We start from the raw sequence: 20,744 nt of genomic DNA on the forward strand, positions 1-20,744 counted from the left end.
TTTTGCACTTCTGAAAATCCGGGCAAATCAAAAGCGCATTTTGCGCCTTTGAAAAGAATCACAAAGGGAAATGCGCCCGGCATGGATATGTGGTACAATGGGGATGGAGGCAAAAGCTGGCCACAGGGAAGGAGCAGGAAGTTATGAAACAGGGGATAACGGTTCAGGAACGGTTAAAGGATTTAAGGACGGAGCGGCATTTAAAATTAGAGGAACTGGCAGCGGTTACGGGGATTTCCAAATCAGCCCTTGGAAGCTATGAGAATGACGAACTCAAGGAAATCAGCCACAAAAACCTTGTGGAGCTGGCAAAGTTTTACGGTGTATCAACGGATTACCTACTCTGCCTGACAGAGAACCAGAACCATCCGGGCATGGAACTTACGGAGCTGCATTTGAGTAACAGCATGGTGGAGTTGTTGAAAAGCGGGCGTATCAACAACCGGCTGCTGTGTGAGATTGCCACACATGAGGATTTTGTTACCCTGATGACGGACACGGAAATTTATGTAGATGGTGTGGCAACCGCCCACTTCCAAAACTTCAACAGCCTTCTGGAAGTCCTGCGGGGGCAAGTCCTTTCCCAATATCAGCCGGTGGAGGAAGATGCTGCGTTAAAGGCGTTGGAAACCATGCAGGTACAGGAAGAAGATTATTTCTGTCAGGTCACGCACCGGACTTGGGACACTATCCTCCATGCCATAAGGGAAGCGCACAAGAATGATACAGACAGTGCGCCGGACGGCTCCAATGGCATGAAGCTAATCAAGGACGCAAAGAAGGCGCTGGCCGTGCCGGGTTCCTATCTGGATGTGTTCACCGCCCTGATGTGTACGCAGCTTCAAATCCGGTATGAGAAGCTGTCGGAGCAGGAGCGCACAGTTTTGAAGAATGTTATGAAGAAAACTCCGGCATATAAGGATTCCCCGTTGAGCAGGATGAAGCGGAGATAAGGAAATGCCGTTGCTTGGGTTTTTGTCCATGCAACGGCATTTTGGGATAAATCTAATTCAGTTTTCAATACATAAGCCGAAATGTCCGGGGTGGCACATCTTCACTTCGTAACAGAATTTTATGCGTTCTTCTTTTTTCTGTTGCGCTGTGTTACGGTACACCTAAATGCCTTAAACATTGCTGGGGACAGTTCAGGGGAATCTTCATCAAATTGAATTTCCCGCTTTGCCGCCGCCCTGACTTCCTCCAACTGCTCCTGCGTAGGAGCCTGGCCATCCTTAATTGTAAAAGTTTTGGTCATAGTAAAGCCTCCTTTCACTTTCTGTTGCCAATCTTGCGGAGATTAACCGGATATTCTCCCCCCGTTCGGTAAATACAACAAACAATAAATCGCCAACCATACCAACTGCAATATAACGGTCTTCTTCCATACTATGCTCGAAATCATACATCTCTATGTAATATTCATCACGAAAAACGTATGAAGCTGTTTCAAAAGAGATGCCGTGTTTTTGGCGATTGATACGGTCTTTTTCCTCGTCCCATTCAAATTTTAGTTCCATGTGAATTTCCTTCTTTTATTTCACTTCTCCGTTTATTTCATCAACAATGGCTTTTGGCTTTATTGTCATCTCCACCCAAGCGGGAATAAAACCACTTTTTACAGCATTTCTTGCAGAACGGATATTTGACCATGCGGAGCAATAAAATGGAATTTTTCGTCTCTCAAGTATTTCATGAGCCAGTCCGCTGGTAAGTGCAGATGCAATTCCTTTTCTCCTATATTCTGGCAGTACATCCACCCCAATCTGCCACATCTTTTCACAATCAGCAGAACAGCCTGCAAGCCCGATTAATTTCTCATCTTCATATGCCCCAACACCGAGTAAATCTAAATGTTTTCTATCCTTGCAAAGGGCATTGCTCCATTCTGGCAAATATAACTTTTCAAAGTCTTGTTGTTCAAGAACCCTCATCTCATAATCACAGGAGATTGGACGAAGATTATTAATATCGGGAAGAAAATATTCTGCCATAAAACATATCTTATATCCATGCCCAGCCAGTCTATTACTCAACCAGTGCAAATTCGGTGTTTCAAAAAGGTGATAGAATTCATATTTGCCAACATATTCTGTTACTATTTCTCTAACATCCTCAGTGACTGATGCAACCACATTATTTCCATAAGAAACAAAATTCGCTATAATTGGCTCTTTCAGATATTTTCGTGCTTTTTTTCCCAAACGAAATGGAACGATAACATTCTGATTTTTTAGAAAGTCTTCCGTTTTACAGTTAATGTCCTCGGCAGACTGTTCCATCGCAATATGCAATATCTCTTCGGTGATCATAAATCGTGTCCTCCTATCGCCTCAGTTACTCAATCCCAATTTATCGTCTGAAATAATTCTATCATATATCTACGAATAAATCATCTTACTTTTTATGATTTCTTCTATCCGGTTGCGGATATTGTTCATCCGGCCTACCCAACCAAACTGGTTCTGGGCTTTCAGTTCCTCGGTCACTCCCTCGGCGGCTTTCATCTGCTCTATGATTAAGTCCATCCGTTCCTCCGCCTGCTCGTTCAGGTCGGCAAGGTATGTCCACAATTTTCCGGTCAGGATAAGGGAGCTGTACCGTGCCGGGTGTTCCTGTTTGAGATATTCCCGGTGCAGCCGCCCATAGCGTCCGATGGGGCGGCTTTCCTCCGGCAGCTTCAAGTCCGGGATATAGTAGTCGCCTACCAGAATATAATCAATGCCGTTCTCTGTGATTCTTTTTTTCAGTTTTTCCATTGTCGTTCCCTCCTGTGGTGGAAGGCTCGTCACTGGCCAGCTCAATCACGTCCATAATACCACAATCCAGCGTTTCGCAGATTCGTGCCAGCGTGTCCATGCTGATGTGTTTTCCCTCTTTCCTCATATTCCGCTCTATTAGCGTGTGCCAGAGCGGTTTGTAGCTGATGTGCATGTTTCTCCCTGCCTTTCTGCCCCGGATGGGCGTTTAAACCCATTATATCAGGATTCTTGCTAACTCACAAATATTTCTTGACGGTATCGCCGGTTCCGTCTGGATTGTGCTTTTCCTTTCCTCTTTTGATTACCTCTAATTAGCCATGACCTGCTTAATTCCTTGCGATTTTGCTCATGTGAGATAAAGAAGTAAAAGAAGTGTAAAAAATTTTGCCGTTCCCTGTCCGGCTGACTGCCGGACGGGTCGGGCTTTAGTCGGGCAACTCTACCTTGCCGACAAAAGAGTAATAGATTTCGATTTCCTGTCTGCGGAGCTTCCCCCGGCGTTTCCCGTCAAGGGCTTCCGATTCGTGGATTACGATTTTCTCCACAAACTCCCGTAACAAGGTAGGGGTGAGTTCCTCAAAGCTGGTGTACTTGCGAACTACTTTCATAAACTTTTCAGCGTTTGCCGTGGCTTCCAGCGTCCTTGAAAGCTCGCCCTGCAGAACGGCGGCACGCTCTTTCAGTTCCTTTTGCTCGGCTTCATAGTCTGCCGAAAGCTCCGTGAAACGCTCGTCCGATATGCGTCCGGTCACGCTGTCCTCATACAGCCGCTTGAAGATAGCGGAGAGTTCCGCAATCCGCTTTTCTGCCGCTTCCAGCTCTTTCTTCTTGGCGGCGTTCCGGCGTTTGCTCCCGTCCTCGGTCTGCTCGGTCAACAGCTTCATAAACCGTGCTTCGTGCTTTGCGGCGTAGCTGGTGACTTTCCGTAAATTCTCGGTCACGCCCTCGGTCAAAAGGTCGGTGCGGATAAAGTGCGCCGTACAGTCTGCCGTGCGCTTCTTGTAGCTGCCGCATATGTAGCAGTCCTGCCGCCTTTTGTCCGTCTGATACCTCTGCTGGTACATTACGCTGCCGCAGTCGGCACAAAACAGTATGCCGGAGAACAAACCCACTTCATCATAGCGGTTGGGGCGTTTGCGCTGCTTGCGTAGCTCCTGCACACGCTCCCATGTGTCGCGGTCTATGATTGGCTCGTGGTGATTCTCAAAGATTACCTGCTTTTCGGCGGGGTTCTCCTTGCTCTGCTTTACCTTGTAGGACACTTTCTCGGTCTTGAAGTTCACAAGGCAGCCCGTGTATTCCCGGTTTTCAAGGATATGCGCCACGGTGTTTGTCGCCCACCTGCACTCATAGCCGGGGTGGTAGCGGCGTGTGCTTCCCGTCCTGCGGTATTCCAGCGTTCCCGGCGTGGGTGTCTGCTGTTCGGTAAGCATACGGGCTATCTTGGTCGGTCCATTCCCGGCAAGGCATAAGCTGTATATCTGCTTCACCACGGGGGCGGCTTCTTCGTCAATGATGAAATTTTCGTCCTCGTCCATGAGGTAGCCGTAAACAGGCTTGCTTGTGACAGGCTTCCCGCTCATGCCTTTTGACCTCTTGACTGCTCTGATTTTCTTGCTCGTATCCCTCACCAGCCATTCGTTAAAAATGTTACGCAAGGGGGCAAAATCGTTGTCGCCCTGTGCGCTGTCAACGCCGTCATTGATTGCAATGAAACGGACGTTTTTCTGTGGGAAAATCATTTCTGTGTACATTCCCACTTGAAGATAGTTTCGCCCTAACCGTGACATATCCTTTACGATAACCGTTCCCACAAGCCCCGCTTCAATGTCGGCAAGCATGGACTGGAAGCCGGGTCTTTGGAAATTCGCCCCGGAATAACCGTCGTCCGTGTACCATTTCAGATTGCCGAAGCCGTTCTGTTTTGCGTAGTTTTCAAGGATTCGCTTCTGGTTGCTTATGGAATTGCTCTCGCCTTGCAGCTCGTCCTCATGGGATAACCTCGGATAAAGGGCGGTGATTTTTTGGGTGGTCTGTCTTAACATGGTTTCCTCCGTTTCCGACAGCCAGCCCACTATTCCGTATGTCTATTATACCATAGGGCGGGGCTGGCTGTACAGTCCTTTTTGTTACTTTATGGCACATAATGTCGATTGATTTTCAGTAAGGAATGTCGCTTTACATGGCATGGGCGGCTGTTCCCCCGGCTGCGCTTTCCGCTTCCAGCACTTTCATCATCTTGTCGGCGGCGGTGGCGGTAGTGTCCTGTTTGAAATAGCCGGAAACCACAAGGACGGTGTTCCCCCGGCGTACCTCAGTGACGCAATCCGGGCGGCGGGCGGTAGTGGCGGTGCTTCTGTTGGGGGTGTCGGTCATAGGCTCTCCTTTCTGTTCAGCAGCGTTTTAAGGCGTTCCATTTTCGCCTGTGCCTTGGCTTTTCTGAAATTCTCCCCGGTAATGCAGACGGGGCAGCACATTTCTGTTAGTCGGTCATAAATCCGGGCGTGGGCGGTGTCCTCCGGGTTCTGCAATTCCTCCAGCGTGAGGTTCGTTGTCACGATTAAGGGCTTGCCGCTGCGGTAACGGCTGTCAATCACGTTATAGACTTGCTCTAAGCCGTATTCCGTGCCACGCTCCATGCCGAAATCGTCAAGGATAAGCAGAGGGAAGCTGCAAAGGCGGGAGATATATTCGTTGCGGTCTTTGAAACTGGCGGCAAGGTCATTAAGTATCGCCGCAAAATTTGTCATACAGACTGATACTTCACGCTCCATAAGGGCATTGGCGATACACCCGGCAAAATAGCTCTTGCCTGTGCCGACACTCCCCCATAAAATCAATCCGTGGTTCTCCGCTTTCATCAGTTCCCAACACTCCACATATTCACGGGCATAACCCATTTGCGGGCATTTCCCGTTGTCGTTCCCGAAAGTCCATTCCCTCATAGCCGGGTCGGTGAAGCCTATCCTTTTCAGCCGTTCCACTTCCTCCCGGTGTTTCTGCTCACGGTCTGCGGCTTCCCGTTCCTCCCGCTGTTTCCGCTGGCAGTCACATTCTTTGGGGTGGCGGTCACGTCCGAAAATGGTCTTGCCCTCCGGGAAATAGGCTTCTTTGGGCTGGCGGCAGCTCCCGCAATACAAAAGCCCGTCCTCGCCCGTGTAGTCCTCCGGCTCTGCTTCTGTGGCAAGCCGGAAAATAGCGTTATCATAATCACACATAAAATCGTTCCTCCTTGTTCATGGTCTTTTACGCCCTGTTTACAGGGCGTTGTGTATATGCGTCAAAGGCTCTCGCCCTCTTTGTAGGAATAATCGGGGATTCCCTTTTTCGGCTTCCCCTTTGCCCTGTCATCAGCCGCCCAACGCCGGATAGTGGCGGCATGGTTCTTGTATTTCTTCCCGCTGGAAGCGATATAGCCGGATAAGCGGTCTATGTAATATTCCCATTTGCCGGGAAGTTCCTCTTGCAGCTCCGCAAGCTCTCTTTCTGACAGGAATACATTTTCATATCTGCCAAAAGGGGCGGGGGCTGTCTGTCCTGTCTTTATCTCTCCCTCTCTCTTTATCTCTAACTCTATATCTATCTCTTTCTCTATCTCTATCTCTGGTGGACAAATGTCCGCCCCATATGGTGGACGTTTGTCCGCCACGGCTTCCGGCAGGGCTTTCTGTTCCTGCAAAGCCCGCCTTGCCCGGCGTTTGCGCTCCCCCTCGGTAGAGGACTGACCGATTAAGAGTTCAATGTTGCTCATGTATAAAGCCCCGTTCTGCAAGGGTTCTACAAGCCCCAGTTTCATAAAAATCTGCAAAGCCCTCTCCACTGTGCCTACCTGCTGGCGGGTGATTGTGGCTATCATCTGTGCGGTGTAGGGGATATTCTCGGCAAGCTGGAGCTTCCCCCCGTTTTTCAGTGATTTTAGGTACAGCTTCAAGAGGATGTTTGAGTAGAGCATACCGTCCTGCATACTTTCCAGCAGCACGATAGCGTCCTCGTCAAAATAGCTCTCTTTCAGCTTTAGGTAGTAATATTTGCGGTTGTCTGCCATTCGTTCCTCCTTATGGTCTGTTCTGTGGCTTCTGTTACGCTTTAGGACGCCGTTTTGAGGGGTAAAGGATATAAATATCGCCTACCCGTTGAGGGCGGTCAAAAAAGCCTTGATTTACGGGGGCTTTCCAGTTCCTAAAGCGTGACATAGTAGCCTTTGTTTCCGCTTGCGCTGTGCGGCTTTGGTTCTTTTCATGCGTCCGGCGCAATCCGGGCAGTATTTCCCCCGATTGGATTTTGGGAGAAAATACCCGCCGCACTCGGTACAACGTTTCCTGTCTGCCCGGTGCAAAAGGGCGGCTTCCAGCTTCCCGTCCAGCGGCAGCACGGCGGCAATGAACCAGCGGCACAAGAGGGAATAGCTGATACTCTGCACACACACGCAAGGCTCGCCGTTATCCAGCGCAATACAATTCCCGTTGTCATAGTTGCAGCACTCATGCACAAGCCGACACGCCGCCCGGTACTGGCGGTAGTCCATGTAGGGGCGTTTACCGTTCATTCTCCCGCCCCTTTCCCCGTTCCGGCTCACGCCGTAGGATTTGCTCAATATTGCCCTTGACGGTCTGCAATTCCCGGACGTTCCCTTTCTTCTCCCGGTACTCGTTGTAAAGCGTGTTCTTCTCCCGTGTAAGCTGCTCAATCTCTGCTTGTAATGTCTTGGACGCTGGCAGCTTGGAGATTCCCTGTGCCTTGAAATACCGGGCGGCAGATTCGGAAATGATAAACTCGCTTTCGTGCTGCTCCCGGTAGGCTCTCCGGGCTTTCTCCGTTTTCTGCGCCCTAAGTCCGTCACGGGCTGGCTTGGTCTTGATGTAGGCTAATAGCTGTTTCTGCAAGTCCTTTTTCTCCCGCAAGGTGCTTTCCACGGCTTTCAGTTTCCCGGTCACTTCATGCAGCCCGGCACTGGCGGCGGCAAGGGCGGCTTCCAGTTCTTCCGGGGGAGAAAAGCCGGATTCCTCATAAATGCTCATGGTCGCCGCCATTTGCTTCAGATTGTGCAGGGTCGCCCACTTCTCGTAGCCTTTCCCCTTGCCCTCGGCTCTCTTGGCAGCTATGTCTACCATGCGCTGTACGCTGTCCTGTTTCGGGGCGTTTGTGGCGGCTTTATTCCGCTGTAAGCGGTCTTTTATGCTCCGGGGGTATTCCTCTTTGGGTAGGGGCTTTTCGGCGGCTCTGGCGGCGTTCTGTGCGTTTAGGGTGAGTGCTTCCAGTACGGCGGCACGGTCAAAATCATCATCCAACTTCCGGGCGGTGATTGGCTTCGTCCTGTCCGGCGTGAGATACGATAACCTCCCCCGGCTCTCCTTGACGGTCACGCCTTGCTGTAACAGCTTCCCGGAGAAGTCCTCAAAAGAGAGGGCAGAGGACAGGGCGGTGCGGATCGTGCGCCGTAGCTTCTCCTTATCGGTTTCAAATTTCGTGAGTTTGGGCGGCTCTCCTGTGGCGGCAAGGGAAGCGTTCTCTTTATCCAGTGCGGCTTGTCCTTTCCGTTTCGCCCAATACTCACGCTCGGTGACACGGTTCTTGCTCCCATGCAATAAGTCAATCTGATAGAGGTTTTCCCGGTGGCACATCTCCATGACTTCCGCTTTGAAATATTCCATAGCAGCGTCCGTACAGCGGTGCTTGCAGCCCTCCCTTGTGTCCGCTGGTCTTTCCATGTAGGGAAGTAGCGGCACTTCCGCAATCCGCAAAGAATTGATTACGATATGCACATGAATGTTGCCGCTGTGGTTATGCCCGTCCGGGTGGGTGCATACAAGGGCTTGGTGTCCGGGGAAATGCTCTTTGCAGAAATGCTCGCCTAACCGTTGCGCCCGGTCTACGGTCAAGCCGTTGTCCTGTGCGTCACGGGGGTCAAAACTGATAATATAGTGGTGGCTCTTTACGTCCTCCCGTTTTTGGTTCTTGCCGTATTTCAGATTGGAGCGCATACACGCTATGGCGAAATCTTCCCCGCCGCAATTAAGGGAAGCTATGCGGTAATCGTCACGGGGGAGAAGCCGCCCATTTTTATCAAGAGTGGGCTTCATGGTAAACTCGTCATGCTCAAAAGTTAGGTACTGTTCAGCCGCCCCATAGTCGGCATTTTTAGAGCTGATATGTTTGAACGTTGCCAACGGCTTCACCTACTTTCTGCAAGACTTCAAACTTCAAGGCGGCAAGCTCCGCTGTGGCGGCTCGTACCTCTTGGGAGAGGGCGTTATAAGGTGCGCCGTACTCATTCAGACAGCGGGCAATCTGATTCAAGTTGCCGCCGATTTTCCCGTACTCAGCGGTTAGCTTCCCAACGGCAGACAGCAATTCATCATTGACCGGGGAAACGGTGATAACCGGGCGTATGCTTGACTTAATGAGGGCTTGCCGGATAAACTCGGCTTGGCTCATTTTGCAGAGGGTGACACGCTCGGAAAACTCGGCGTATTCTTCCTCGGTCAAGCGTGTCTTGATTACCCGGTGGCGGTGGGGCGTGTTGTATTTTTTCATGGCTGTGAACCTCCTTTCATGGGTGGATTTTTTCAAGCGGCGTAAGCCGCAAAAAGGCGGGCTTGGGGTGGCAACCCCAACAAGATTCCCGCAGGACAAAATGAGCGATTAGCGAAATTTGGTACTGTGGTAGAATCTTGCTCTAAGAAAGTGACGGCTTCTGCTGTGTGGGCTTTTGCTGATACCCTCGACGGAGAGGGCGGGGCTTCTGCCAACTTTACGTTGGTATTTCCCTCTCAATATCTTTAGTGCCACAAGCGGAGAGTTTGCCAAAGTTGCAGCGATATTTCTCCCTCTAATACCTACAAACCAACAAAAAGCAAAATGGACGTTGATTTGCAGAAATTCCCCCTCATTACCTACAACACCACACAAACTCGAATAGGCGGGAATTTATGAAAATTTCTTCTCGCCCACCCTCCACGGACAGCTTGCGGATTTGCCAAACGGGAGAGGAAAATTCTTTTTTATCCCCCTTTGCACGGCATAATACTGGCGATTTTTGAAAATGCCAAAAATGGACGCAAAAAAACAGGAAACCTTTTCTTGATTTCCTGTCTTGGTGTGCCGTTCTATGTAGCGGCGGTTATTCAGTTTTGGGGTATGGCTGTTCATCAAAACGAAACTTAAATAATGCAGCAACAAGCCGGGATTTTATGCTGTCCTCTGTATCCCTGTCGATATGCCCGTTTTCAATGGCGGCGATTCGGATTCCCCATGTGAAAGCACCTCCATTTCTTTGTGCAGAAGCTGTAAAGTTCTGCGGATTTGATACCCGGTGGTACTCCGGCAGCGTCCGTACATTTCCCCGATTTCCCGCTGTGTGTAATGCCCGAAAAAGTAAAGGAAAATGATTTCCCGGTTCTTCTCCGGCAGAGATAACAGTGCGGCGGCAAGCTCCCCATTGGTGAGGATAACTGTCTGACCGCATATCGTAATGGGGTATTCTTCATAGGGTGCTTCAAAACATTCGTCTGTTGTGCCTAATGGGTAAAACTTTTCTTCTGTGAGGTATTCAAGGGATATTTCTTTTTGCCGCCGTCTGCTCCTGTTACGCCATGCGTTGATAGCCGCAAAGCGTATGACGGTCTTGCAATAGCCATTGAAAGTATACATGATATGTTCCTTGTATGCTTCTGTGCAAGGCATAAATGATTCCCCCTTTCTCCCACATAGGGCGGTGCATGGTTTACGGTTGCATATTTATCATTCAACTAAAAAAGGATTTGTGACGCTGCGCTTTCTTCCTCTTCATATTTTGCATAATCAAGATTCCTTGATGGATAATCATGGGCATATTTTTTCAGGCGTTCTAATATAATATCGTTCACAACAATATCCCCGCATTTTTCACATTGTTTTGCCGGGACATTTGTTGCTTTCCGCATGGTTCCGTGTATTTCAATGTCAATATTAGTGATGATGGAAACTTTTTTGCCGCCACACTTTTTGCACTTACTGAAAAACATATTTTGCCTCCTTACATTGAATTATTGTTTCTTATTTTCGTTTAAGATAAAGAACAACAGCAATTCGATACGAAATGAATTGAATCATACTGCCTACCGCTATACCTCCAATCGTTAAAACGATTGTGTGCGACAGCAAACTTTTTACAATTCCAGACAATGCGGATACAAAAGAAGGAATTAACACGAATGCCATTACTGCTACAAAAGGAATCAAAGACCACATTTTGGCTTTGGTGTAGCCCATTTTGAAATATAAGGGCATTTGTATTCCCGTTATTGCAGAAAAAACCAAAAAAGATAAACTGAATCCAAACATGATATCTTGTATACTAATCGCTGCGTTTCGATAAAACGCAAAGCCAAAATATAGGGCAATAACCGCCAAAACAGTGATAAGATAGTTTACATACATAAAAATATATCGTCCAAGAACAATATCATTTAACCCAACGGAAACAGAACCATATAGGTGGTCAAGGTTGTTTTTTTCCTGTATGGCAAAAATGCTGGAAGCCTGCAATGCTACGAACCATGCGCCCGTAATACATAACACAGTAACAGAGGAACCCATAAATCCAAACATCAAAACGATTGCTGCCAACGACAAATATGAAAATAGCTGTGATTTCATCGTGAAAAAATCCAATTTTGCGACTTTCATAGAAGCTCTCATTTCTTTATACCTCCTTTGCTCATACAAATTATAATATCATCAATCGTGGCAGTATCAAGAATACAATGCCCGTATTGAACTGCTTCATTTGCGGCAATAAGCCCTTCAAATCCCATATTTGTTTTACGCAATCCGGCAATATTTTTTTCAAGCTCCGGCGTGAGGTCTTGCGGTCTGCCTTTGACAAGCCGATAACTGTTTATCAAATCCTCCATACTGCCCGTAAAAATCATATTGCCCTGATTGATAAACGTAATGTAATCGGCAACCTGCTCCAAATCAGAAGTAATATGCGTTGAGAATAAAACGCTCCGTTCCCCATCTTTTATATAGTCTTGCAGAATTTCTAAAAACTCGTCACGGGTAACGGGGTCAAGTCCGCTTGTTGGTTCGTCCAATATAAGCAGCTTCGCATTATGTGAAAAAGCACAGGCAAGCATTAGTTTCATTTGCATACCACGCGATAACTCGCCAACTTTTTTATTTTGCGGCAGACAAAAACGTCTTATCATATCGTCAAATGTATTGTGCTGCCAATCGTCATAGAAAATAGAAATCGCCTTTTCTGTATCCCTTACTGTCCAACTGTCAACATAAAACATATGGTCAAATACAACACCGATTTCCTGTTTTACCGCCTTTTCGTGAAGTACATTATCTTTGCCAAAAACCAGAATTTCTCCCTCATTCTTTTCAAGCATATTAAGAATAAGCCGTATCGTTGTTGTTTTTCCAGCGCCATTTGAACCAACCAGTCCCATAATGTAACCTTGCGGCAAAGTAAAACTGATATGATTGAGTCTAAACCCTTGAAAGCTCTTGCTTACACCTTTTAATTCCAAACATTTTTCAGTCATGGTCTACCTCCAATAAAAGTTTTAACAAACTGACAATTTCATCATCAGACATAGGGATGCGCCCGGCTGCCAGTATTGCGTTGTTAAGGTTTTTTTCTACTTCTTTGATTAGCTGCTCTCTGATTAAGTTTGAGCCGCTTGACATCACAAAGAAGCCTTTACCTTGACGGCTTGTAATAAAACCCTCCTGTTCCAATTCGTTGTAGGCTCGTGTAGTGGTTAGCACACTTATTTTTAAATCTTTTGCCAGTTGCCGAAGCGAAGGAAGCGTTTCGTTTTCTGCAAGTTCCCCTGTTAAGATTTGTTCTTTTACCTGTTCCTTTATCTGCGCATAAATCGGCAAATCAGAACTATTTGATATTACAATATGCATGCAATCACCTCTCTTCAACTGTATATTAAAGAACATATACAGTATATCCAGAAATATCAGCCATGTCAATAGGATAAAAATAACTTTTATAGAGTTTTGCATATTTCAAAGAACATTACGACTAAAACAGGTTTTCTATAAATTTGTTGATAGGGAAATATCAAAGAAAGAATGAGGGGAGTTCCGTAGTAGTCGGCATTGTGGGAATGTGTATAACTGGCTGTTTTATGGAATTGTGGGTAACTCTGTTTGCAGGACGTGGGAAAGCTGCACTTTAGCTTTTCCACGTCCTGTGAATAGAGTTATCCATGATTCCATAGCCTGTTATGCACATTTCCATAATGCTTGTCTTTTGGTCTTTGGCTTCTTTGGTTCGGAATAGTGTGGTGCTGGCGGTCTATCTCTTGTTTTTGGTTGCTTGCTTCTTTACCGTACATGAGCGTTGGCTCCCGGATTATCGTTTCCATAACCCTCCAGAAGATTGAGCACTCCCCATACTGCAAGCCCCGCTCCGATAGCTACTACCAATGTCTTTAAAATACTGATTGCCGATGTAAAAAATGCCATAAATTGTCCTGAAACCCAAACCGGAAATAAACAGAATTATCTGTTTTGCACAAACAAAAAACCGCCAGTATCTACTGACGGCTCGCCCTTTCCAGTTTGGCTTATCCTTTCTTTTTTATTTTGTATTATTTTTATTGTGCAATGGACTGTTTCCTGCCCACCACAGGCTCTGCCCGGACATGCGGCAGGATATGCTCCGATTGCATTCCCCGAATATTATTAAAAATCATTATCTCCCCTTTCTGACTTTGCGACATCGTGTCGTAAAGTTTCCTTCTGTCAAATCTCAAAAGAATATTTCTGCATGGAACCCACTTTACGACATCGTGTCGCAAAGTTCCAGCCTGACATACAGCAAAAAGAATAGCTTCCCTGTCTATGCCCTCTGCCGTTCCCCATCCGCTGGCTCCGGCGTTTCGGCCTCAAATGGATACATCAACATTTGAAGCGTTATACTCAGCATTCCAAAATGTTAATCATTTTAAAGAATGCTGAGAAATAAGGCACTTTACTACTAAAAGATGAGCATTATTCGTTAGCGCAATCCACAAATCCTTGCCATTTCATCTTCACTGCCCTCCCACATTGCCGCTTCATCAGGTATAGGTGTTGGAACAGATTCCATTGCTCCCCGAAGCTGTTCAACAGACTGCTTTGCATAGTAGTTTTTGGTTGTATCAGTCCTGGCATGTCCTAACACTATAGAGACAAGTTCAATGGCGATCCCATCCTGGTAAAGATTTGTGGCCCTGGTCCGCCGGAACATGTGGCAATGGACTGAATCTGGAATGCTGATCCCTGCCTCGCTTACCAGGGCTGCATATTTTTTTATAATCCTCTGGACATTTCCAACGGACATCCTGTCTGCCACACCTTTTATCGTTGTGGAAAATAAGTAGGCTTCTTTAGAAGAATTGTTGTGATATACACGCATATACTCCTTAAGGTGTCCAGCCGCCTTAGCTGTCAATTGTATGGTTCTCTCTTTGTTGCCTTTGCCTGTTATGAAAATATTGGGATATTTTGATTCCATTGCAACATCACATAAGCGGATGTTGAGCAGCTCACTGACTCTTACAGCTGTATCGTAGAGGAGAATCAAAATAGCACGGTCCCGTACACCAAACTTCGTATCCGGCGGTGCGGACAGTATTGCGGCAAGTGCATCCTCGGACAGAACAGGCTTTTCCTTTTTTATGGTTTTGCAGGGTGATATCTGGCTGACTGCCAGAGCAACCGACTGGATGGATATGTCCATATCCGAGGCATAGTTCAGATAGGCGCGGATAGCCGCGACTCTTACATTTACAGTTGATGGCTGGCTGCCATTTGCAAGCAGATACTCTCTAAAGTTATAAATACATTCTTTGGTACAGTCGGAAAACTGAAAGGTGCTTATGGACTTACCTAATTCACCTACAAGATAGTTTTTAAATATTGTAAGGGAATCCCTATAGGATTCTGCTGTAGCCTGACTGCGTCCGGCCTGCTTTACCAAATAGACATTTAGAAAGTTCCATGTCTGGGAAAAGAACAGCTGGCCAGACCGTATCTTTTCTGGTTTATTCTTCATAGGGAACCACCTCCGGAATAACCTTTCCCGACACTGTATCTTTCTCCCGGATAGTATCAAATGCCTTTTCTACAAGATGATAGTAATAATACGTTTCATCAGGGCTTTTATGTCCAAGGTATCTGCTTAAATATGGGAGCATAGTGTTTGTATCAATTCCCTGGTGCATCCACTCATTAAACCTCTCCACTACAAAAGCGTGGCGTAAACAGTGGGGCGTCGGGTGTTTAGCAAGTGTCCCGGCAGCTGGAAGCATAGCCCAATGACGGTTAAAACTTGACTCTACTCCGGAACACGAAACAGGCTTATGCGGGTCTTTTCCTGGAAAAGCCCAGTCAATTCCGGGGAAAAGCTTTTCCTGGCATTCTTTATAGCTTTTAAGTACTGGAAGGCTGTCCTGCGGAAGGTATACAAGGCGGTCTTTGCTGCCTTTTGAGCCAAGGATAGTAAGGATCCCTTTTTCCAGGTCTATATGTTCCCACTTTAGCAGCCGCCCTTCTGACAGACGCAGCCCACAGCAAAAATACAGGAGAAAAAGAATCTTGCACTCCCTGTCGAGCCTTAGCTGCTCTGAATTATGGGATGTGCGGATATCCATTTTCCGCAGCAGCTCCTTAACCTCATCTTTTGACGGGATGTAAAGGGCCGGACGGTAAGCCTTGCAGAAAAAATTAGGGATGTATGCTTCCTGGCCGAGGGAAAGGATATATTCACCCAGCACTTTCACGACCGACATACGGCGGTTGTGATAGGCATCTCCTTCGCAAGGTCTGGCTTCGGACCATTTGGCTGCCATTTCATAAGTAACTGTTGTCAGTTCCGGATAATTCTGTACGCAAAAAGTATCAAAGCGTTTTAACAGCTTTTCTTCGGCATGATAGGCATATCCATCAGCCCGTTTTTGTTGTATAAGCCCTTCGATATGATGTGCCAGGCCGCTCTCAAAAATGTATGTCATGATAAGACACCTCCAAATTCCAGAGGGCAGAGCCTCATTTTATCTTCGTCACGTTCAAGATATACCTCAGCAGTTTCCTGACGTGCATGCCCAAGGGCATTAGAAATATCATCAAGCCTGTTGCCTGCCCGGAGCATTCTTGTGGCAAATGTCTTCCGTGTCATATGGAAGCCCTGGCCGGCAGACAGTTCAAAACCATATTCGGCAAGTATTCTTTTTAAAGCCCCGCGGCATGCCGTTGTAACTTTAAGCGGGATATATGGCGCCTGATGGCGGATAAATATATATCCGTTACCTGCGGCAGCCGATTCCGGACGCCCATCCATGATGTATTTATATACTGAATTACCTACGTCTGTCGGTACTGGAAGCGTGATTGCTTTTCTTGTTTTCTGCTGGATGAAGGAGACCGTTTTATTTTTCCAGTCGAAATCATTTACCTGGAGCTTTAGGATGTCTGCGCCCCTGATACCCATCCGGAGTCCGAGCATAACCATGGCTGTGTCCCTGAGTTCTATGGGGGTGGAGGCTTTCTCACGGTATTCATATATTTTCTTAACCATATCATCGCTCAGGACATCAACGATGCTGCGATGGGGAGCGCAGCCTGCGGATACCGCAAAAACAAGTGTCGGCAAAACCAGATCCTGGCCGGCCATGTACCGCAGAAGCTGGCGGAGTTTAGACCCATATGCATTTTTACTCTCCGGGGTCGAGTGGACATCCTGGTTATGGAATGCTTTCACCACATCCGGCGTTATGGACATTGGATGATCTATCCCGTTGTCTTCAAGATATTTGAAAAAACTGCATCCGGCAGCTCTGCACATGGTAAGTGTATTATTGGCCATCCCATCCCGCCTGCGGCTCTCTATAAAACCATCAAGAATGGTTTTGCTCCATGACGGGAGTTGGTCGGACGCACGCTTTTGGCCTGCAGTTATGTTAGATTCCATTGTGCCCTGGAGATACTTCCCAAACATTCTGATCGTGTGTGAACGGCGGGCCGATATGGAATTGCCGGCTTTGGCCTGATCCGGACAATCCGGAAGCATATCTATCCATAGGGTTACAGTTTCTGGTGAATGTTCCAGACGGTTAAGTTCCAAAAACATAAAATACCAGGTGAAATCATTGCGGTAAACAGCTTTTGATGACTCCATGTATTTCCAATCATTCAGAGCGTCAAGATATTCTTCCGCTTTATGTTCAAGGGGTACACTGGGATGAAATGCGACGCCTGTTTTTGGAAGCCTCATACCCGGCAGTATTTCAGCGTTCCCACCAAAAAGAACCAGCTGATAGCACTCCGGCACATCACCCCGGCGGTGAAGGTATTTCATAAGCGCCGTCATAGCGCATACGGCGTTTTGGCGTCTGCCGGAAGAACTGCAGGATTTGCAGTAAGTATTCCAGTATTCGATAAGAGTATCTATGGTTACTGCTTCCGGCTCTGTAATTCCAAGGGACGTCGCAAGCCGGAAAAACTCTTTTATGGCTGTTGGGCGGCGAATTGAGGGAGACGCAAACAGCAAATTATTTTTCCAACTTTTCTCCCGTAGACTGCGCAGTGCCTTCTGCAAATGCATAATGCTGTCGAAAATGTTGCACACTGCCGGTATTGATTTTTCCTTTGAAACGCAAAAGGCCATAGATCCTGTCGTAAGATCCACGGCCACAAGATGCATATAGGTGGTTCATTGTTTGTCAGCCAGAGTCGGGAGATAAGCCAAGCCAGAGGCAACCGTAACTGCATCTACCTTCCGCATCAGACTGCTGAGCCGCCCCTCATTCCAAAAAATATCAGAAAAATCAGACAGTTCACATCCTACATCATGGTTCGGGATACAAAGGTAATTCCCATATTTATGCTGCCCGGCCAGGATGTGGAAGTAAGTCCCCCGCCCATTGATCTCTGCTTCATACCACCCAGGCCGCCACCGTAATAAGAGGATCTTTCCTGTCCAGATTTCCCTGCGGGGACCATCCCTGAGGATACAGTTATATTCCATAAGCAGCACCTCCCTACCCAAGATTCTGGCTGCTGACGGAGGCTAGTATCACTTCTGTGTCGATCATCTTCTTCTCCATCTGTGCGCCAAGGGTGAGAGCGTTAGTCATGAGGTTGTCCACCAGCCTGGGACTTCCCTGGGAGTGGCTGTGGACCGCGGAAAGGGCGGCCTGCTCTATGATGGAGGAAGAGCCTCCCGCACAGGTGATCTTATGGAGCACGTACTGCGCCACCTCCGAATCAGAGAGACCGGAGAAGTTGTAGTGCACAGTGATCCTCTGCCGCAGGGCTTCATGAACGGGCTTGCGCAGGGTATTGTTAAGATGGGGTTCCCCGCACAGGATGAGCGTGAAGCAGTTCAGGGAGTCATAGCCGTAGTTCATGAGCATTTTGATGTCCTCCAGGATGCCTGTGGATAGGTACTGGGCCTCATCAACGGCCAGGAGGAGGGGCTGCTTCTTATCCTTGTAAAGGTAGAGGATCTGCTCCTGTATGGCGCGGAACATCCCGGGCTTACCGCCCCTTGGCTCCACCCCCAGGACGGAGCAGAGCTGGCGGTAGAACTCCATGACGCTTACGGTGGAGAGGCAGATGTACTCCATGTGGTAGAGGTTGGGGTTGAGTCCTTTTGCAAAACAGCGCAGGGCGAAGGACTTGCCCATGCCGGGGCGTGCCGTGAACAGGCCGATGCCCCTGGTATCTTTTAAGTAGTCCAGCCGGGAGAGCATCTCAGAAATGTCCTTAGAAAGGAAACGGTCTTTCTCCCGGGCCATTTGTTTATCAAAAGGATTGAAAGATAATCCATAGTAAGAACGGAACATCAACAGCCACCCCCTAACTTTGAGTAGTCAATGCCTGGTGCGTTATTGCGCTTGGTCCTGCAGTTTTCGTTCTTATCCGTAGGCCGGATGGGGTAATGCTCCCCTTCGTAAAGGATGAAGGCGGAGGACATGTCATCCGGAAGGAACCGGATCTCCACTTTTGATGAGATGAACTGCATGGGGACGTCGTAGGCCACCCTGTCGATGGAGACGGTAGAATCCTTGTTCACCTTCCTTGTAATACGGTTCAGGAAGCATTCCTCCAGCCATTCCCTGGACTTAGGCCTGCGGATGGAAGAACGGGTCTGCTGGTAGCGCGCAAGGGGTGTAGTGCCGATGCCGGAATGGACGGAAGTGTTGTAGGAGCGCATGTAATCCTTAAGGAGCCCGTTGAACTGCGCCAGGGAGGTGATGGAATCCATATCCAGGGTATAGAGCCAGGTTTCCTTGAGTGTCCTGAACTGGCGTTCTATCTTGGCTTTGGAGGCACCGTCCCGTACTTTTGTATGTAAAAGGACGGTGCCGATGGAACCGCAGATCAGGGAGAGCTGCGCACCCACGTAGCTGCAACCGTTGTCGACATAGAGCTTAGACGGGATCCCGTGAGCGGCCACGGCATCCTTGAGCACCTTCTGGAAGTTGTAGGCCGTATCATTATAGAAGAGTCCGCCGCCCACCAGGAAACGGGAATGGTCATCAATGACCAGGATGCAGTAGACCCTCCTGCGCTGGCCGTTTTCCGTGATATAAGGAAGGTAACAGGTATCCGCCTGCCACATTTTCCCAAAGGCATCTTCCTCGAAGGCCTTCCTGTCCCTCAGGTTTGGGTTGGATGCCGATTTCAGGTCATGCTTCTTCACAAAACGCTGGACTGCGCAGACGCTGACGGAAGCAGGGATGAAGGCTTCTTCCACAAGATGTTTGTGGATCTGGGTGGAATTCAGTCTTGGGAAAGCCGCCTTGAGCCGGCAGATTTCTTCGATGGCGGTATCTGGCAGCACCCGGGTGGCACCCTTATCGGAGCGCTCCCGGGGCATAAGTGCGTCGATGCCGCCGTTCTGGTAAAGGGATACCCACTTGCTGATGGTTTTGGGGCTATAGCGGAACACAGAACCATCCGGCAGGGTGAGAGGGTTCTCGGTGATACGCTGGTAGTAGGCGTTCCTGGACGCATCTGGGTAAAGGTCATGGATGACCGGTGCAATGAGCGCGAGCCGGAACTGTGCCATGGCGGCTGCATCCGAAAGGTTCTTTTGATTGTTGTCCATAAAAATATCCTCCTTAGGTTGTTTTGCACCATTATGAGGGAGGTGGGGAAAGGAAGCCATACCTATGGCGTGTGGTTGAGGGAAAGCATTTCACGGGCCGAATACCTGCTGGCAGTAAGGCGCCGGATTCCTATGGGACTGGAGGAAGGATTTCGCAAAGCGGCGGACAAAGGCGGAAGCAAAATCAGAATAGGCGGGTTGGATGGACAGAGCCTTCAGGAAAGAAAGGGCGGATATCTCCACGGAAGAGAGGATGCCCAGCCATTCCACCTTCTGCACACGGAAAAGATCCAGCCATCGGCGCAGCTGGGAAAGAGAGATGGAGAAGCGCTCGCAGAGTCTCTCCACGGTAGACAGGTGCAGGAAATACTCCGCCAGGACACGCAGGAGAAAGAACAGGCCATAGCCGGAGTAGGGGATGATGAAGTCCGGAAGGATGGCATGGGTATGGCCGCAGGTACAGATAAGGCGCAGAATGCAGAGGCTGTGGCGGACAGGGGTGCCACCCACGAAGTCCACCAGAGAACGGCCATAGTAGGCATGGATCCGGCAGCTTCCCTTAGCCCCACAACAGGGACAGGTCTGCAGCTCAGGGCAGAATCCCTCCATGAAAGAATCAAACAGGACTTTAGATGAAGTTTTTATACGAATCAGCTTGCAAAACAGGGAGTTTTCTCTTATCATAGTATATGTCGGTAGTGCCGGAGTCACAAGAGTGGGACATGATCCCGTATATGGCAGGCACACTGGTGTATGAGAGAAAGAACGAACTGTAGGGGTGCTGTTCTTTCTCTTTTTTTCGTTCCATAAAAACTATATCGGAACAGCATGGAATGGTCAAGAGGAAAACGTGCTGCTTCCTACAGCACATTCTTATA

At 48.3% G+C, this 20,744-nt stretch carries 26 protein-coding genes; 1 reads left to right on the plus strand and 25 read right to left on the minus strand.

From position 1 onward, the window contains the following. Positions 1-143: 143 nt before the first annotated feature. Positions 144-953, plus strand: a complete 810-nt coding sequence (locus tag AC6I3O_RS04550) for a helix-turn-helix domain-containing protein (protein ID WP_497849900.1) — start codon at positions 144-146, stop codon at positions 951-953. Between the two features lie 119 nt (positions 954-1,072). On the opposite strand, the gene AC6I3O_RS04555 is transcribed toward AC6I3O_RS04550, so the two are convergent. From AC6I3O_RS04555 to AC6I3O_RS04675, 25 genes are all read right to left on the minus strand, one after another. Beyond that, entirely contained in the window at positions 1,073-1,255 is a 183-nt protein-coding gene (locus tag AC6I3O_RS04555) for a hypothetical protein (RefSeq protein ID WP_120433857.1), read from the minus strand. Then, positions 1,233-1,517 carry a BrnT family toxin gene (locus AC6I3O_RS04560; protein WP_497849901.1) on the minus strand — a complete coding sequence of 95 codons (285 nt, stop codon included), beginning with the start codon at positions 1,515-1,517 and terminating at the stop codon, positions 1,233-1,235. The genes AC6I3O_RS04555 and AC6I3O_RS04560 overlap by 23 nt, the downstream gene beginning before the upstream one ends. A 15-nt stretch (positions 1,518-1,532) precedes the next feature. Continuing rightward, a complete protein-coding gene (locus AC6I3O_RS04565; protein ID WP_497849902.1) occupies positions 1,533-2,309 on the minus strand; it encodes a GNAT family N-acetyltransferase in 777 nt (258 codons plus the stop codon). A 69-nt stretch (positions 2,310-2,378) separates the two neighbouring features. Further along, the gene (locus tag AC6I3O_RS04570; RefSeq protein ID WP_497849903.1) at positions 2,379-2,756 is read right to left on the minus strand and encodes a TnpV protein; all 378 of its coding nucleotides are present in this window, start codon (positions 2,754-2,756) and stop codon (positions 2,379-2,381) included. Next, complete coding sequence (locus AC6I3O_RS04575; RefSeq protein WP_497849904.1) at positions 2,716-2,931, minus strand: helix-turn-helix domain-containing protein; 216 nt, start codon at positions 2,929-2,931, stop codon at positions 2,716-2,718. Before AC6I3O_RS04575 ends, AC6I3O_RS04570 begins: the two co-directional genes overlap by 41 nt. A gap of 253 nt (positions 2,932-3,184) precedes the next feature. Further along, positions 3,185-4,804 carry a recombinase family protein gene (locus AC6I3O_RS04580; protein ID WP_497849905.1) on the minus strand — a complete coding sequence of 540 codons (1,620 nt, stop codon included), beginning with the start codon at positions 4,802-4,804 and terminating at the stop codon, positions 3,185-3,187. A gap of 133 nt (positions 4,805-4,937) precedes the next feature. Beyond that, positions 4,938-5,135: a transposon-encoded TnpW family protein gene (locus AC6I3O_RS04585; RefSeq protein ID WP_117649083.1), complete on the minus strand. Its 198-nt coding sequence runs from the start codon at positions 5,133-5,135 to the stop codon at positions 4,938-4,940. After that, the gene (locus AC6I3O_RS04590) at positions 5,132-5,977 is read right to left on the minus strand and encodes an ATP-binding protein (RefSeq protein WP_497849906.1); all 846 of its coding nucleotides are present in this window, start codon (positions 5,975-5,977) and stop codon (positions 5,132-5,134) included. Before AC6I3O_RS04590 ends, AC6I3O_RS04585 begins: the two co-directional genes overlap by 4 nt. A gap of 62 nt (positions 5,978-6,039) precedes the next feature. Next, positions 6,040-6,804 (minus strand): phage replisome organizer N-terminal domain-containing protein, encoded by a 765-nt coding sequence (locus tag AC6I3O_RS04595; RefSeq protein WP_016308249.1) that lies wholly within the window; start codon positions 6,802-6,804, stop codon positions 6,040-6,042. Between the two features lie 114 nt (positions 6,805-6,918). Beyond that, on the minus strand, positions 6,919-7,305 hold the full coding sequence (locus AC6I3O_RS04600) for a cysteine-rich VLP domain-containing protein (RefSeq protein ID WP_497849907.1): 387 nt from the start codon (positions 7,303-7,305) through the stop codon (positions 6,919-6,921). Next, positions 7,295-8,926: a relaxase/mobilization nuclease domain-containing protein gene (locus tag AC6I3O_RS04605; protein WP_497849908.1), complete on the minus strand. Its 1,632-nt coding sequence runs from the start codon at positions 8,924-8,926 to the stop codon at positions 7,295-7,297. The genes AC6I3O_RS04600 and AC6I3O_RS04605 overlap by 11 nt, the downstream gene beginning before the upstream one ends. After that, positions 8,898-9,293 (minus strand): plasmid mobilization protein, encoded by a 396-nt coding sequence (locus tag AC6I3O_RS04610; protein WP_497849909.1) that lies wholly within the window; start codon positions 9,291-9,293, stop codon positions 8,898-8,900. The genes AC6I3O_RS04605 and AC6I3O_RS04610 overlap by 29 nt, the downstream gene beginning before the upstream one ends. Before the next feature lie 654 nt (positions 9,294-9,947). After that, a complete protein-coding gene (locus tag AC6I3O_RS04615) occupies positions 9,948-10,442 on the minus strand; it encodes an RNA polymerase sigma factor (RefSeq protein ID WP_497849910.1) in 495 nt (164 codons plus the stop codon). A gap of 65 nt (positions 10,443-10,507) precedes the next feature. Continuing rightward, on the minus strand, positions 10,508-10,762 hold the full coding sequence (locus tag AC6I3O_RS04620) for a YgiT-type zinc finger protein (protein ID WP_251317895.1): 255 nt from the start codon (positions 10,760-10,762) through the stop codon (positions 10,508-10,510). Positions 10,763-10,793: 31 nt separating this feature from the next. Beyond that, positions 10,794-11,438, minus strand: coding sequence for an ABC-2 transporter permease (locus tag AC6I3O_RS04625; RefSeq protein ID WP_497849911.1), 645 nt, complete (start codon positions 11,436-11,438; stop codon positions 10,794-10,796). Beyond that, complete coding sequence (locus AC6I3O_RS04630) at positions 11,435-12,295, minus strand: ABC transporter ATP-binding protein (RefSeq protein ID WP_497849912.1); 861 nt, start codon at positions 12,293-12,295, stop codon at positions 11,435-11,437. Before AC6I3O_RS04630 ends, AC6I3O_RS04625 begins: the two co-directional genes overlap by 4 nt. Then, complete coding sequence (locus tag AC6I3O_RS04635) at positions 12,288-12,668, minus strand: GntR family transcriptional regulator (protein ID WP_497849913.1); 381 nt, start codon at positions 12,666-12,668, stop codon at positions 12,288-12,290. The genes AC6I3O_RS04630 and AC6I3O_RS04635 overlap by 8 nt, the downstream gene beginning before the upstream one ends. A 426-nt stretch (positions 12,669-13,094) precedes the next feature. After that, a complete protein-coding gene (locus AC6I3O_RS04640; RefSeq protein WP_497849914.1) occupies positions 13,095-13,235 on the minus strand; it encodes a Maff2 family mobile element protein in 141 nt (46 codons plus the stop codon). A 535-nt stretch (positions 13,236-13,770) separates the two neighbouring features. Then, positions 13,771-14,808, minus strand: coding sequence for a tyrosine-type recombinase/integrase (locus tag AC6I3O_RS04645; RefSeq protein ID WP_497849884.1), 1,038 nt, complete (start codon positions 14,806-14,808; stop codon positions 13,771-13,773). Beyond that, complete coding sequence (locus AC6I3O_RS04650; RefSeq protein ID WP_004058800.1) at positions 14,798-15,766, minus strand: tyrosine-type recombinase/integrase; 969 nt, start codon at positions 15,764-15,766, stop codon at positions 14,798-14,800. Before AC6I3O_RS04650 ends, AC6I3O_RS04645 begins: the two co-directional genes overlap by 11 nt. Then, positions 15,763-17,301 carry a tyrosine-type recombinase/integrase gene (locus tag AC6I3O_RS04655; RefSeq protein ID WP_497849915.1) on the minus strand — a complete coding sequence of 513 codons (1,539 nt, stop codon included), beginning with the start codon at positions 17,299-17,301 and terminating at the stop codon, positions 15,763-15,765. The genes AC6I3O_RS04650 and AC6I3O_RS04655 overlap by 4 nt, the downstream gene beginning before the upstream one ends. A 162-nt stretch (positions 17,302-17,463) precedes the next feature. Then, the gene (locus tag AC6I3O_RS04660; RefSeq protein ID WP_004604849.1) at positions 17,464-17,778 is read right to left on the minus strand and encodes a DUF6618 family protein; all 315 of its coding nucleotides are present in this window, start codon (positions 17,776-17,778) and stop codon (positions 17,464-17,466) included. 13 nt (positions 17,779-17,791) lie between these two features. Beyond that, complete coding sequence (locus AC6I3O_RS04665; RefSeq protein WP_004604850.1) at positions 17,792-18,598, minus strand: ExeA family protein; 807 nt, start codon at positions 18,596-18,598, stop codon at positions 17,792-17,794. Next, the gene (locus AC6I3O_RS04670) at positions 18,598-19,866 is read right to left on the minus strand and encodes a DDE-type integrase/transposase/recombinase (RefSeq protein ID WP_039909679.1); all 1,269 of its coding nucleotides are present in this window, start codon (positions 19,864-19,866) and stop codon (positions 18,598-18,600) included. Before AC6I3O_RS04670 ends, AC6I3O_RS04665 begins: the two co-directional genes overlap by 1 nt. Before the next feature lie 90 nt (positions 19,867-19,956). After that, the gene (locus AC6I3O_RS04675; RefSeq protein ID WP_368444840.1) at positions 19,957-20,550 is read right to left on the minus strand and encodes a DUF6431 domain-containing protein; all 594 of its coding nucleotides are present in this window, start codon (positions 20,548-20,550) and stop codon (positions 19,957-19,959) included. Positions 20,551-20,744 lie beyond the last annotated feature (194 nt).

It is taken from the genome of Sporofaciens sp. St.21A7 (assembly GCF_059728535.1).